Genomic DNA, 14,433 nt, shown 5'->3' with positions numbered 1-14,433 from the left:
CCCAATCATTGTAGACCTTTCGGCTAGTCTTTCTACAGTCAGGCCATAACGTCCGGACGAATAGGCAATCATTCGCGAGTATTTGACTATCTCGCAATCAAAATCAATGTGCGTTAACCGCGGGTAAATTGCGCTCTTTATTTTTATTCAAAATATTTGAATGATGCGTTGCAAACTTTCCGCTAACAATATTTAGGTGCTAGATTAATAATGTCCTCACTGATTCATTTGTATTTAAATTAATTGAACTTGAGGGTATAGCGATGAACAACACAACAGTATTATCAGTATTTCGTTCGAACGAGTCTTTAGCACCGATTGCATTACGTTTAGTGGCTGGGATTATTTTTGCGGCGCACGGAGCGCAAAAGCTATTTGCTTGGTTTGGTGGATATGGCTTAGAAGGTACAGGGCAGTGGATGGCATCTATTGGCCTAGAGCCCGGTTACTTTATGGCCTTGATGGCCGGAAGTGCTGAGTTCTTTGGTGGTTTGTTATTAATTGCCGGGCTACTTACTCGTCCAGCGGCATTGGTACTCGCAATAACAATGCTGGTGGCGATTGTTACGGTGCACTTAGAAAACGGGTTATTTATGAGCAACAACGGCTATGAATTTGGTTTGAGTTTGATGGCCATCAGCATTGCTCTTGTTTTCTCTGGTGCCGGACGATTCGCTATCGATAATGTTATAGCGAAGCGCCTAGCTTAATTACCGTGTTGAGGAGGATACTATGATCCACATTCGATCGTCTGAATCCCGAGGCAGAGCCAACTTCGGTTGGCTCGAGAGCCGCCACACCTTTTCATTTGGGCAATATTACGATCCCAATCACATGGGGGTGTCAGCGCTAAGAGTTATCAATGATGACTTGGTATCGCCTGGGGCTGGGTTTGCAACACACGGTCACAGCCACATGGAAATTATCAGCTTGGTAACTGATGGCGAAATGGTGCATAAAGACAGTGAAGGGCATGAGCAAGTATTGCCTGCTGGCGAGTTCCAGTTGATGTCGGCAGGAGATGGTATAACGCATAGTGAGTACAATGCCTCAAAGCAAGATCTATTGTCGTTCTTGCAAATATGGATTGTACCTTCTGAACGAGGCGGCAAGCCGGGTTACCAGCAGAAACGCTTTGATCTGTCGAAGCCGATAACCCCTATCGTAACGCCTGATGGTCGAGAGGGAACGTTGAAAATCAAGCAAGACGCAGAGTTAAATCATCTTAATCTTGCGTCAGATGAAGCACTGCATGTGTCACTTGATCCGCAACGTAACTATTTTTTCCATGTTATGGAGGGTGAAATGCAAATTGACGGAGAGGTCTTGCAACCGGGTGATGGTGCACATATCACTCAGCAAGAAACACTGACTTTGCAAAAGCAAGGTGACAGCGCAGTTAAAGCACTGTTTTTTGACCTTCCATAGTTAGTTTGTGCCGGTGGCAATTGCTTCCGGCATCTTATTGGGTTCATATTTATTTTTTCCGGGTAAAAGAGGCTGCCATGGCTAACTTGATCAACTTAGATTCGCTGATGGTGCTAAAAACCATTCAAGAAAAGGGCTCCTTTGCAGCAGCGGCCGATGCGCTATTTAAAGTACCATCGGCTTTAACTTATACGGTCAGTAAACTAGAGCAGGGCCTTGGCGTTTCTTTATTTGATCGCAGTGGCCATCGCGCAGTACTGACGCCTGCAGGCAAGTTGGTCCTTGAAGAAGGGTTGCAGTTGTTGCAAGCGGCAGATCGATTAAGCGAGAAAGTCAAAGAGCTAGAGTCCGGTTGGGAGCCACGGTTAACCATAGCGATTGACTCATTGTTACCCTGCGCACCGTTACTAGACTTGATAGAACAATTCTGCCAACTGGAAAAGCCGGTCAATATTCAAATCATCGAGGAAGTGTTAGGGGGCGGTTGGGATGCATTGCACACTAAGCGCGCTGATATAGCCATCGGAGTAAGTGGTGAAATGGTGAGTGGTATGTACGATATATCGCCTATTGGTGAAGCCGAGTGGGTATTTGCTGTTTCCAACGAGCATCCATTAGCAAAGCAAAGCGACCCTATTCCTGCTGATGCTGTTAAGGCCTTTCCAGCTATTGTCGTTACAGACTCCTCTCGTACACTTGCTCAGCGTTCTTCGGGTTTGTTTGCCGCAAGGCAAACCATTCATGTGAGTTCATTGGCTCATAAAATAGCAGCACAGAAACGTGGCCTTGGGGTTGGCTTTTTACCGATCCATGCCATCCAAAATGAATTAAATAGCAAAGCGCTCGTGATCAAATACACCGATATTCCTCGCCCCCCAATTCCCATGTATGTGGCAAAAGCAAAAGCCGTTAATGGGCGAGCCGCTCAATGGTTCTATGAGCATGCTTCTACTATCAATTGGATGAATAACGCCTGAATGTAAGTGCTTACTTCGGTTTTTTAAACTTAAACATAACGCAGACACCACTTTTGTCTGGTAGGTTACTGATAGCGATCTCACCATTATGAAATTCAGCAATACTGCGCGCAATGTAAAGTCCTAAACCAAGGTGCACTTGCGTATCATCCTGTTGCTGCCCTTCTCGAAGTGACACCATCGATTGAAACAACTCGTGTGCCATTGCTGTGGGCAACTGGCTACCGTAATTAGTAACACTCAGGCCAATCGAGTAGCTCTCTTCCCACACATTGAACCTGATGGGTGAATCCGGTTGACTGAATTCGACAGCATTACTGACCACTTTATCTAGCATTTGTGCGAACAGGTCAGGGATCCCTTCGAGTGTGGCTTCATTAATGTTGGTTTGCAGTTCAAATGGATGCGAAGGATAAATGGTACGGTAACTATCAGCGCACATGGTGACCACATCTAACGCATTAAAACGCAGTTTGTTTTCACTGATCAGGGAGGCTTCCAAGCGAGTCGCTTCGCTCATTCGGGTTAAAATATGACTCAACCGGTCTATACCGGTTAATGCTCTTTGAGTGTAAGCCCGTTGCGTTTCATTCTGTTCAATACTCATCAAGTTATCTAACGAAGAACGCACAATCGCTACCGGCGTACGTAATTCATGAGACAGGCGAGAAGACATATTTTCTAAATATTGTGTGTAGTGTGTTAGGCGTGTTAGCACATTAGAAAAGGCTGCCGATAAATCGCCGATTTCGTCATACCGTCTGGTTTCGGGTAGAGATCCCACAATACGACCACTGTCGTCTATAACAGCCTCCGTTGCGTCACGAAGCTTACGGATGCGGTTGGTAATGCGGGTGGCGAACAACAGAATGGTTAGAATGGCCACCACGGTGATAGCTAGCATAACGTGGAATAGTTTTTCTAAAGCACGGTTGCGTAGAGTGCGGATCCCATTGGTCGTTTGTTCGACTACCACCGCACCGATCACTTTATCTTCAACATAAATCGGATGTGCAGCTGACAGAATAACGGCCTTGTTGTCAGGACTCAGGCGCCATAATGAATCGGCTTGGCCATCTAGCGCATTGGCAATGTCTTTGCCTTCGAGCGCAAAGGCATTGTCTAACTCATCAATGAAATCATTGCTGGGGCGCGTCAGTACAAGGTAATAAAGCGGGAGCAGCCACTCTTGCTCTATGCGCTGCCACCAAGACGGCTCAGATGAATTGGCGCGCCCAGGCTGGATCCCCGTTGCTGATTGTATATCGCCTGCACGGGCGAGTACTCTTAAATGTTTATCCACCACCCACACACGAGAACGTGTGTATTGTAAGCTGGTTAACAGCTGTTCAATGTCGCTAGACTGGGTAGCGATTGTACCTAGTTCATTTTGTTGATTTGGGTTGGCCGTACCGATAATACTAACGATGGAGCCGGTAACGGATTCATCTACATCAACAAAGGCAAAAGCTAAATCGCCGCTGGTCATTGCTAGCGGAAAGCGGATTTCAATATTGTAGCCGTCAGCGCTCGCTACCCATTGCCCTTGAATGCGATTTTCGTTACCTAAAATGTCGTAGCTATTGGCCTCGGGTGATAACGAAAAACCATTTACCCATCCTTCGCGGCGTGGCGCGATGGCGTAGCGATGAATATTACCGTCACTGTCGCTCATGGCGATCATCAAATGATCATTCTTAGCAATGCCGAGGCTGTTGGGACCGCGCTTAACCCAAACATTATCTTTCACCGCAAACATTGCATACACGTATTGTTGAAAACTGCCGACCGTGTGATCAAACGACAGGCTGACAGGCTGCACAAAGGGGCCGCTTGTGTCATCGATGCGATAGCGGGCATCGTAGTGACGCACAATTGGCTGAGCTTCACGCCAGTCGTCGAACTTGCCATCTAATTTGATCGCTTGTCGAATGGGCACGGCATATAAATCGGTACCCGGCCGGACGCTTTCTCTTTTGGTCGCAGGAGAATCAAACAGGCTTTCACGTTCATGTAAAGCACTGGCGATGGCGCGAGCGGTGCCTATCATGGTTTGCTCCTGACCGGTGCGCAAGTACGATTCGAGCTCCCACACATACTGGTATCCAATAATTGGAATGGCCAGCAAAAAGACCGACATAAACAGCAGTTGTACACGGATTGGGATACGCATGGCTAGGTCATGCTTCTCCAGCGATAACCCATGCCATAGAGTGTTTCAATATGTTCAAACTGGTCATCGAGTTGTACAAACTTTTGGCGAATACGTTTAATGTGAGACGTGATGGTTGTGTCGTCCACTACCATTTTGGAGTCATCCATCAATTGTTGCCGACTTTTGACATGACCTGGGCGTTTCACTAATGAGTACAACATCCAGAATTCAGTCACGGTTAAATCCACCAGTTGCCCTTTCCATTGAACTTGCATACGGCTGGCATCTAGTTGAAGCTCATCTACCTCTATCAATGTTGTTTCATCTACCGGTGCGTTTTGTAATTCTGAACGCCTGAACAATGCCGCGACGCGAGCCAAAAGATGCGGCAATGAAATGTCTTTAGTGATGTAGTCATCAGCACCCATGCGCAGTCCGCTCACGGTATCGATGTCATTATCTCGCGCAGTGAAGAAAATAATCGGTAACGTTGGAGACCATTGACGCAGGGTTTGACACAACTTGAAACCGCCGTCGTACTCGTCTTTAAGCCCGATATCAATAATGGCCAAATCTGGTAAGCGTGTGGCCATGGCTGATTCAGCGTCAGCCCGGTTGTCATAACCGACCACTTTATACCCCTGACGACTAAAGGCCTCAGTGTAGTTTTCGCGTAATGCAGTATCGTCTTCAACTAAAACTATGCGCTTCATAATGTAACTATTATTCAGATTTGAGCTGTAGTGTACCTGAGAAATGATGAGACATAAGGCTTGAACGATAAATTCCATTTTTCTGCCACATTTGTGCAGGAAGTCGCCATACTATGACAAGTATAAAGCAGCTGAATGCGCGCTAGCTCAGCGTCTTTTTAGCATAAAATAAAGTGTGATCGAGACTTAAGTGATTAACTCTAAGAACATGAATATAATGAAATTTTTATTTGTGCGGGAGACGCCGGGCGAGTTAGTAGACGCGTATTTGCGTGACTAATTGAAGTTTTCTAACAAAGCTTGATCGAGGTCATGGTGGATCGCGCGACTAAAGTCGAATGTTACATTACACTGCACCTACTAAGCTACGCAGCCAACCTCGACGCGCTAAGGAATTCCATGTTGTTACGTTTATTGATGATTGTATTGATGGTTTGTAGCCCAGCGTTGGCATGGGCAAGCACTGAAGAAGCGTCTTCTGGCGCTTTAAGCTTAGTAACCAGTGGTTATGGCTATGCGGCGCTGGCTATCTTTGCCATCGCGTATGTATTTGTGATCTTCGAAGAACAAATACATTTGCGCAAATCAAAACCGGTTTTGGTGGCCGCTAGTCTAATTTGGGTCTTTATCGCCTTTGCGTACATGGGGTCAGATCATTCCGTGTTAGTCGAGGGCGCAATCAGGCACAACTTTCTTGAATACGCAGAGCTGTTTTTCTTCCTGGTTGTCGCTATGACCTACATCAACGCTATGCTGGAACGTGATGTTTTTGATGCCTTGCGTGACACATTGACCGTCAGAGGTTTTAGCTTTAAGGCAATATTTTGGTTAACCGGGTTCCTCGCTTTCTTTATCTCACCAGTGGCGGATAACTTAACCACCGCGCTCGTTATGTGTGCGGTTATTATGGCTGTTGGAGGTGAGCACGGTAAGTTTATCAGTATCAGCTGTGTCAATATTGTGGTTGCGGCGAATGCGGGAGGTGCGTTTAGCCCCTTTGGTGACATCACGACTTTGATGGTCTGGCAAAAAGGGATCTTGGCATTCTCAGAGTTCTTCGAACTCTTTGTTCCTTCGCTGGTTAATTTCTTGGTACCCGCAATCATTATGTCATTTGCGTTGCCGTCGGGCAGTCCTGATGGAGATGGAAACTCAGTCAGTGTCATAAAGCCGGGAGGTCTGGTTATTGTTGGTTTGTTTATGCTTACTATCGCTACTGCCGTTAGTTTTCATAACTTTTTACACCTCCCTCCGGTATACGGCATGATGTTTGGCCTTGGCTATTTGAAGTTGTTTAGCTTTTACCTCAAAGTGAAATATGACAATGGTCACCATGAATCCGATAGCTTACCTGGCTCTCACAACGACCCTGATTCATTTGATATTTTTACGAAGGTTGCTAAAGCAGAGTGGGACACCTTGTTTTTCTTTTATGGCGTGATCCTCGCGGTTGGTGGTTTAGGGTTTATGGGGTATTTGGCGCTCGCATCTGAATTTATGTATGGCTCGCTAGGTGCCACGGGAGCCAACATCATGGTGGGAATTCTGTCGGCAATAGTGGACAACATTCCGGTGATGTTTGCAGTATTGACGATGGACCCGGACATGTCGCACTCGCAATGGCTATTGGTTACGTTGACGGCTGGTGTGGGAGGTAGTTTGTTGTCCATCGGTTCTGCGGCAGGCGTTGCGTTAATGGGTCAGGCGCGCGGATACTATACTTTCTTTTCTCATTTGCGTTGGACACCGATTATCGCATTGGGATACGCCGCTAGTATTGCAGTACATTTTTGGTTAAATGGCGCCTAGCACTATGTGCTAAGGCGCTGCCACAATCTCGCCATAATTCAACTTAGACTTGCCATAACATCGCAATAGCACCTGCACCTCGGTTTGGTTTCCTATATAGGAACTTAACGCCCACTGGGCACATTTAGGAAACCGAACATGAAAAATACACAACGCATTTTTAAACAAACAGCAATCGCAACGCTAGTAGTTATGGCGACGTCACAATCGGTATTTGCAGCAAACCAGACCGATGAAGTTAACGAATCACCCAAAGTTTTGGTAGGGGGAGCCACCGGCGCCGCAATGGGCGGTATAGCGGCTGGGCCGATAGGCGCGGTTGTAGGTGGTATCATTGGTTTAATGATTGGTAATGACAGTGTGCAAAATGAAAAACTGACTCAATCTGAACTTGCGCTGGCTGATAAGACGGAGGCATTGAATGCGATGCAATCAGAACTCTTCGCTTGGCAGCAAAAAGCCATGTTGCAGCCAGTAAACGAAGTACAAGCCGTAGAGCCTTTGTTACCGGAATTGACAACCTCTATTCAATTCAAAACGGGCACAGCAGACATTCAACCAGTGTACGCGGAGCAGCTTAATTTGATCAGTGAATTGCTTAATAGCACTGACGGTTTAGCCGTGCACATTATGGGATATGCTGATCCGCGTGGCAGTGCGAAAGATAATCTTGCTTTATCTGAACATCGTGCTCGCGCAGTACAGCAAGCATTGATTGCTGAAGGCGTAGGGCAGGATAAAATATCCTTTACTGCCATGGGTGAAAAACAATCTGAGACAGAGCCTTCAATGGAGTCTTATTTCTTTGATCGTAAAGCGGTGCTCATGATTGCGCCCACACAAAAGATATTAACTGCGAAACAATAAATACAGTCTGTACAGGCAAGCTCACAATCCGTGAGCTTGCGATGCCATTCCACTATCCACTCAGCCCTTGAAATCTGCGATAATGCCAGCACATATCACTTTTGTATGTGCGCCAACAGGGCGCACATTGCTATTATCAACGCGTTGAGATCAACATGTTAGCACTAGATATAAAAGGCCTGAAAAAAACCTATAAAGGTGGCGTGGAAGCGCTAAAAGGCGTTGATTTACAAGTTTCTAAAGGCGACTTTTTTGCGCTGCTTGGACCTAATGGCGCAGGCAAATCAACCACCATTGGCATTATTGCTTCACTGGTAAATAAATCAGCGGGTGAAGTTCATGTAATGGGCCACTCCATAGATAACGCATTGACGCAAGCGAAGTCTTGCATTGGTTTAGTGCCGCAGGAATTTAATTTCAACCAGTTTGAAACGTTGATGCAAATTGTCCTGAATCAGGCGGGTTACTATGGTGTGCCACGCTCTGTTGCAAGAGAGCGTGCAGAAAAATACCTCAAGCAACTTGATTTGTGGGAGAAGCGAAACTCCCCAGCTCGAGCGTTGTCTGGAGGGATGAAGCGCCGTTTGATGATTGCGCGCGCCCTTATGCATGAGCCGCAAATTTTAATCCTTGATGAACCCACGGCAGGTGTCGATATTGAGATCCGTCGCTCGATGTGGCGTTTTTTAACGCAAATAAATGAGCAGGGCATTACCATCATTTTGACCACGCATTATCTGGAAGAAGCTGAGAGCTTGTGTCGCAATATTGCGATCATTGATAAAGGGCAAATTGTCGAAAACACCAGTATGAAGGCATTGTTATCAACCTTGAATGTTGAAACGTTTGTGTTAGATATTACCCCTGTCGATAAAGCTCCAGACTTGCCTAACTATGAATCTCGCTTGCTTGACGATCACACCTTAGAAGTCGACGTAGAGAAGTCTGAAGGGTTGAATCCGGTATTTACACAGTTAACGCAACAAGGTGTGCAAGTCATGAGCATGCGCAACAAAGCCAACAGACTTGAGGAGCTATTTGTTCGGTTGGTGGAATCCGGGCGCAGCGATAACACGCAGGGGAGTAACGCATGAATCATTTATACTTTGTTGCGCTTCGCACTATTTGGATTAAAGAATGCACGCGCTTTTTGCGCATCTGGGTACAAACATTAGTGCCACCCGCTATCACCATGAGTCTCTACTTTGTTATTTTTGGTAACCTTATCGGGTCGCGCATTGGGGACATGGGCGGTGTTAGCTACATGGAGTTCATCGTACCCGGTTTGATCATGATGGCGATTATCACCAACAGTTATTCCAACGTTTCCTCGTCATTCTTCAGTGCTAAATTTCAGCGAAATGTCGAAGAGTTGTTGGTGGCCCCTGTGCCGACATGGGTTGTGATCATGGGGTACGTCGGTGGCGGTGTCGCGCGAGCGATGCTGATCGGTATCATCGTAACCTTTGTCGCTTCATTGTTCGTTGATCTTCAGCTAATGCACTTGGGCGTCATTGTGGCAACACTGCTACTAACGTCTACATTGTTTGCAACAGCCGGTTTAATCAACGCCGTTTACGCAAAAACGTTTGATGATATCTCGGTTATCCCAACCTTCGTATTAACCCCGTTGACGTATTTGGGCGGTGTGTTTTATTCGCTTTCACTCTTGCCCGAGTTTTGGCAAACCGTCAGTAAAGCCAATCCAATTGTGTATATGGTAAATGGGTTTCGTTATGGGTTTTTAGGGAAGTCGGACGTAGATGTTACTATTTCGCTAGCACTTCTCGTTGGATTTAATGCATTGTTATTCACTGTAGCGTACATGTTGTTGCAACGTGGTGTTGGGATCCGTAATTAATCTATGCAATCACAGGCCCGAAGCGTAACATCAACACAACTAGAACCGCATGAAAAGCTGGTTCATTACGTTCAGCGTTATCAAAACAGCGAGCGTCGTCATGTGCCTCATCAGCATACTGTTGAGGCCTTTAATCAATGCTTGGAGTGGTTAGGGGATTTTGCTGGCGATATCATATTTGATTCGTGTTGTGGCGTCGGCGAGAGTACTGCGCATATTGCGCGACACAATCCCCATGCTAAAGTCATCGGCATTGATAAATCAGCGCTGCGTTTGGGCAAACACCAGCACTACGGTGACAATGCTGATAACTATATTGTGGTGCGCGCGGATGTCAGCGACTTTTGGTACTTAGCGCGTCAACAAGGCATTAAACTCGCTAAGCATTGTCTGTACTACCCCAATCCCTATCCAAAACCATCTCAAGTTCAAAAGCGTTGGCATGCGAGCCCTGCAATGCCGGATTTTATGGGGCTGGGAGGCACACTTTACGTGCGCAGTAACTGGGATTTATTGGTGAAAGAATTCCAGATCGCATTGTCGCTATATGGTGTGGATAGTACGATCGAACAACTGCCTTGCGAGAACCCTATTACCCCTTTTGAGCGTAAGTATTTCGCCAGCGGTCAAATATGTTGGGCGCTAACGAGCCGCTAATTTACCGGCCGTTAGTCAATACACTGGCATTAGGGCGGCTAAATAGGAAACCTTGTGCATAGCGAATCGATAATTGCTCCAACATCGGTAGGCTGGATTCTGACTCAATATGCTCAGCAACTACGTTGACACCTCGTTGTTCTGCGACTTCGCAAATATGCTCGACAAAATCTTGAATGCTGCTATCACTTTGATAGTGATTGATTAGCTTGCCACTGAGTTTTACCCCGTTAATCGGTAAGGTCAAAAGGCGCTGCACATTCACAGGGGTTTCGCCTAGGTTATCGATGAAAACGCCAATATCCATTGCGTTACATTGGTCGACAAATTCGCCTAGCTGACTCTCGTGGCGCAATGCAGCATGAGCTGTGATCTCAATACTGATCCGGTGAGGATTGGGATAATCTTCAAGGGCATCGCGAATAAAGGGCAACAGATTGGGGTTTTGCAGATCGGTTGTGTCTAAATTAATATTCCAAGGAATATTCACATGCCGGAAATATTGCGCACATTGCAATAACATCGTTTCGGTCAATTGTTGGCACCAATTATTGCGTTCGACGATAAACAGAAACTCATTAGGTAGAAATGTATGTTCCTGTTCATTAATTAGGCGCGCTAAGCACTCATAGCGCCATACGCTGTTGGTCTGCATATCGATGATAGGCTGAAAAAACGGCACGATGCGCTCAAGAGAAAAACTGTCAGTGACCTCTGTAATTGGCATTCGATCAAATAATCCTCATACTCTGTATTAAAACTATAACAGATCATTTACGAATACGTATTTTGTTTGTGCGTGCTTTATCACTTGGTAAAACCATTCAACTAAGGTAAAGTCCGCGATCACCGTTTTAGCGGTGGGCAGCGTTTCGGGTAGTTTGAGGGTATATCAGTGAGTAAAGCTGAAGTCAGTATGAGTCATCTTTTGCGGGTTTTTACCAAACCCGAACAGGTGAATTCAAAGCTCGCACAAATTGAACAGCATATCTCTGACAATTTGGCTGACTTTTTGTCACAACATGTGGTGGCAAAAAAGACCTCGTTGGAAGACATAGAGCAGGATTTTGCTGATGCAAAATTACCTGAGATCCCAGAGTTTGTCTCGGAACATGCTGAGTCTTTGCTCGATAAGCTCGTCGCGCATTCCGTTAATACCTATTCTCCCACCTTCATAGGTCATATGACCTCGGCGTTACCCTATTTTCATTTACCGTTAGCTAAGCTAATGGTGGGGTTAAATCAGAACCTGGTAAAAATTGAAACTTCTAAAGCCTTTACGCCATTAGAGCGTCAGGTTTTAGGCATGATGCACAACCTGGTATATCAGCGTGATGATGCGTTTTACGAGCAACATTTGCACAGCGCTCGCCACTCTTTAGGCGCGTTTTGCTCGGGTGGAACAGTTGCCAATATGACGGCATTGTGGGTAGCAAGAAATCAGTTGCTCAAGCCGGATGGGAACTTCCCTGGGGTGTCACGTGCAGGCTTAATGGCAGCGTATCGCCATTATAATATTGACGGGATTGGCATATTAACTTCTAAGCGTGGTCACTATTCCTTGTCTAAGGCAATGGATTTGTTGGGCATTGGGCGCAACGAAATGGTGACGGTTGATTGTTTATCGCAAACCTTGTCACCCGAAAAAGCCCTTGCCATGGGCAAACAGTATCAAGCGCAGAATAAGCGATTATTGGCTATTGTGGGTGTTGCAGGGACAACCGAAACAGGGCATGTGGATCCGTTGGATGAACTTGCTGATGTTGCTCAGGAGCTTGGGTGTTGGTTCCATGTCGATGCGGCTTGGGGCGGCGCAACGCTGTTCAGTCAACGTTACCGTAATAAGCTGCAAGGCATAGAACGAGCTGACTCGATTACGTTTGATGCACATAAGCAGATGTACGTGCCTATGGGCGCTGGAATGGCGCTGTTTAAAAACCCTGAGCATAGCAATGCAGTGCGTCACCATGCGCAATACATTTTGCGTGAAGGCTCTAAAGATCTGGGTTCAACAACATTAGAAGGTTCTCGCAACGGAATGGCGATGTTGGTGTATGCCTCGTTACATATATTGGGCCGTCAAGGCTACGAATTGTTGATCAATCAAAGCATTGAAAAAGCCAAACGTTTCGCTGATATGATCGAAGAGGCTCCAGACTTTGAATTGGTCACAACACCGACTTTAAGTTTGCTAACCTATCGCGTAGTCCCTGAATTCATCCAGCGCTACTGGGTAAATGCGACACCGCAGCAGCAAGTGGCAATCCATGATTTGCTGGATCAGCTTACGGTCAGCATTCAGAAGCGCCAACGTGAAGCGGGTAAATCCTTTGTGTCCAGAACCCGACTAACGACTGAAACCTATACACAATCACCAATTACAGTCTTTAGAGTTGTGTTAGCTAACCCGCTAACGTCTGTGGATGATTTGAACAACATTCTCACTGAACAACTGGCCATTGCCAAAACCTGTCGCCAATGGCAGGAATTACAAGAGTTCGCCAATCTACACCAACACGCGGTGGGCTCTTAAACTCACTCGTTGTTTTCCTCTACTAATGTCTAACTTGACTCAGCCTACATCGCGCATTAGGTTTGTATTGTGTGGTATAGATATGTTGAGTGAATGTGTTGAGTCCAGCAATAGCGTATAAAATTTCCCAGCCGAACAATGCAATGCTTGTATGGGCACTCGGGGCTATTGGTTTAGAGCATGGATTACGATTTTTACAAGCCATGTTGGAAGACAGTGATTTTTCTTTCGGCATGAACTGCTATTACGATTTAACCGCATGCACCGACATCGACGGCGAGTTAAGTTACGCTACTGAGATTTCCGATTTGGTGAATGGGGAAACTGCGCCAGTTCTACCGGCGAGAACAGCTTTTATTTTGCCAGAAGAAAATGAAAAGGTTCAACGGGTCATACAAGGGTTAGTATTGATGTTTTCAGCTTCACCCGTTGAACATGCCTGCTATAGCGAAGAGCAACGAGAAGTGGCGTATAGCTTCATTGGTTTTGACACCGCGTTACGTGATGAAACTGAACGTTTGACTAAACTCGTGCTGTCACAAGATCGCTCCGCAGCGGCTGAACATGGCATTCGCTGGTTTAGTTAACGGTCACCTGAATATTATCAATAAGGCGCGTTTTACCTAGAAACGCTGCAGCCAATACCACCAAGTGTTTGTCTTCATGTCCAGGGTGCAGCAATGTTTCAGCCGCACGTACCTCAATGTAGTCAGGCTTAAAACCTTTCGCCAGCAACTCGGCTTTTGCTTCTGTGATCATGGCGCTGTAGTCATGTCGGCCTTGTTGGATATTGTCCGCTATATTGCAAATACAGCGATACAAAAACGGCGCGATTGTGCGTTGTTCGCTAGTGAGATATCCATTGCGTGAGCTCATGGCTAAGCCGTCATTTTCACGCTCTGTTGGCACACCGAAGATTTCTAGATTCATTGAAAGGTCAGTCACCATCGCTTTGATGACTTGCAACTGTTGAAAGTCTTTCTCACCAAAATAGGCTTTATTGGGCTGAACCATATTGAATAGTTTGCAAACAATAGTTGCAACACCTCGGAAATGACCTGGACGGCTAGCACCGCAAACCATATAAGACAAACCCGGTACTTCAACAAAGGTTTGTTGTTCCAGACCGCGTGAATATATGTCGTCTGCGGTGGGGGTAAAGACAACATCAACACCCAGTGCCTCAAGTGCTGCAAGATCATCTTGCATCGTGCGAGGATAGGCATCTAAATCTTCATCCGGGCCGAATTGCAAAGGATTAACGAAAATTGAAACGACAACAATATCAGCTTCCGATTTAGCCCGTTTGACCAGCTTTAAATGACCATCGTGAAGATTACCCATGGTTGGGACAAACGCGATAACGTCACCTTTGAGTTGCCAAGTCCGTCTAAGCTCGCGCAATGCTGTAATGTTCTCTATAACTTGCATAT

14 protein-coding genes are annotated in these 14,433 nt (G+C 46.1%); 10 read left to right on the top strand and 4 right to left on the bottom strand.

All coding sequences use genetic code 11. The features are described from left to right. Positions 1–263 precede the first annotated feature (263 nt). From CSH93_RS16040 to CSH93_RS16030, 3 genes are all read left to right on the top strand, one after another. Entirely contained in the window at positions 264–710 is a 447-nt protein-coding gene (locus CSH93_RS16040; protein WP_100644377.1) for a DoxX family protein, read from the top strand. Between the two features lie 22 nt (positions 711–732). Beyond that, the gene (locus CSH93_RS16035; RefSeq protein WP_100644376.1) at positions 733–1,428 is read left to right on the top strand and encodes a pirin family protein; all 696 of its coding nucleotides are present in this window, start codon (positions 733–735) and stop codon (positions 1,426–1,428) included. A gap of 77 nt (positions 1,429–1,505) precedes the next feature. Further along, entirely contained in the window at positions 1,506–2,405 is a 900-nt protein-coding gene (locus tag CSH93_RS16030) for a LysR family transcriptional regulator (protein ID WP_100644375.1), read from the top strand. A 10-nt stretch (positions 2,406–2,415) separates the two neighbouring features. On the opposite strand, the gene pdsS is transcribed toward CSH93_RS16030, so the two are convergent. Continuing rightward, on the bottom strand, positions 2,416–4,578 hold the full coding sequence (gene pdsS, locus CSH93_RS16025; RefSeq protein ID WP_100644374.1) for a proteobacterial dedicated sortase system histidine kinase: 2,163 nt from the start codon (positions 4,576–4,578) through the stop codon (positions 2,416–2,418). Positions 4,579–4,580: 2 nt separating this feature from the next. Next, positions 4,581–5,276 carry a proteobacterial dedicated sortase system response regulator gene (pdsR, locus tag CSH93_RS16020; protein WP_100644399.1) on the bottom strand — a complete coding sequence of 232 codons (696 nt, stop codon included), beginning with the start codon at positions 5,274–5,276 and terminating at the stop codon, positions 4,581–4,583. A 396-nt stretch (positions 5,277–5,672) separates the two neighbouring features. Between pdsR and nhaD the strand changes: the two genes are divergently transcribed. The 5 genes from nhaD (at position 5,673) to trmB (ending at position 10,467) form a co-directional block, all read left to right on the top strand. Further along, positions 5,673–7,082, top strand: a complete 1,410-nt coding sequence (gene nhaD, locus CSH93_RS16015; RefSeq protein WP_100644373.1) for a sodium:proton antiporter NhaD — start codon at positions 5,673–5,675, stop codon at positions 7,080–7,082. 138 nt (positions 7,083–7,220) lie between these two features. Further along, complete coding sequence (pdsO, locus tag CSH93_RS16010) at positions 7,221–7,949, top strand: sortase-associated OmpA-like protein PdsO (RefSeq protein WP_100644372.1); 729 nt, start codon at positions 7,221–7,223, stop codon at positions 7,947–7,949. 155 nt (positions 7,950–8,104) lie between these two features. Further along, a complete protein-coding gene (locus tag CSH93_RS16005; RefSeq protein ID WP_100644371.1) occupies positions 8,105–9,043 on the top strand; it encodes an ABC transporter ATP-binding protein in 939 nt (312 codons plus the stop codon). Beyond that, entirely contained in the window at positions 9,040–9,810 is a 771-nt protein-coding gene (locus CSH93_RS16000) for an ABC transporter permease (protein ID WP_100644370.1), read from the top strand. Before CSH93_RS16005 ends, CSH93_RS16000 begins: the two co-directional genes overlap by 4 nt. Positions 9,811–9,813: 3 nt before the next feature. Continuing rightward, positions 9,814–10,467 (top strand): tRNA (guanine(46)-N(7))-methyltransferase TrmB, encoded by a 654-nt coding sequence (trmB, locus tag CSH93_RS15995; RefSeq protein WP_100644369.1) that lies wholly within the window; start codon positions 9,814–9,816, stop codon positions 10,465–10,467. Between the two features lies 1 nt (position 10,468). Here trmB and CSH93_RS15990 read toward each other — a convergent pair whose 3' ends face one another. Beyond that, positions 10,469–11,194 (bottom strand): EAL domain-containing protein, encoded by a 726-nt coding sequence (locus CSH93_RS15990; RefSeq protein WP_100644368.1) that lies wholly within the window; start codon positions 11,192–11,194, stop codon positions 10,469–10,471. A gap of 168 nt (positions 11,195–11,362) precedes the next feature. On the opposite strand from CSH93_RS15990, the gene panP reads away from it, so the two are divergent. Together panP and CSH93_RS15980 are read left to right on the top strand one after the other, a co-directional pair. Next, positions 11,363–13,000, top strand: a complete 1,638-nt coding sequence (panP, locus tag CSH93_RS15985) for a pyridoxal-dependent aspartate 1-decarboxylase PanP (protein ID WP_100644367.1) — start codon at positions 11,363–11,365, stop codon at positions 12,998–13,000. Between the two features lie 95 nt (positions 13,001–13,095). Then, entirely contained in the window at positions 13,096–13,587 is a 492-nt protein-coding gene (locus tag CSH93_RS15980; RefSeq protein WP_124748992.1) for a hypothetical protein, read from the top strand. Here CSH93_RS15980 and panC read toward each other — a convergent pair. Then, positions 13,580–14,431, bottom strand: a complete 852-nt coding sequence (gene panC, locus CSH93_RS15975; protein WP_100644365.1) for a pantoate--beta-alanine ligase — start codon at positions 14,429–14,431, stop codon at positions 13,580–13,582. The genes CSH93_RS15980 and panC overlap by 8 nt on opposite strands. Positions 14,432–14,433: the final 2 nt, after the last annotated feature.

The sequence above is a fragment of the Neoalteromonas facilis genome (assembly GCF_002807665.1).
Taxonomy (GTDB): Bacteria; Pseudomonadota; Gammaproteobacteria; order Enterobacterales; family Alteromonadaceae; genus Alteromonas_E; species Alteromonas_E facilis.
Note: the sequence above shows the minus strand (reverse complement) of the source record. Positions and strands in the feature narration are given on the sequence as shown.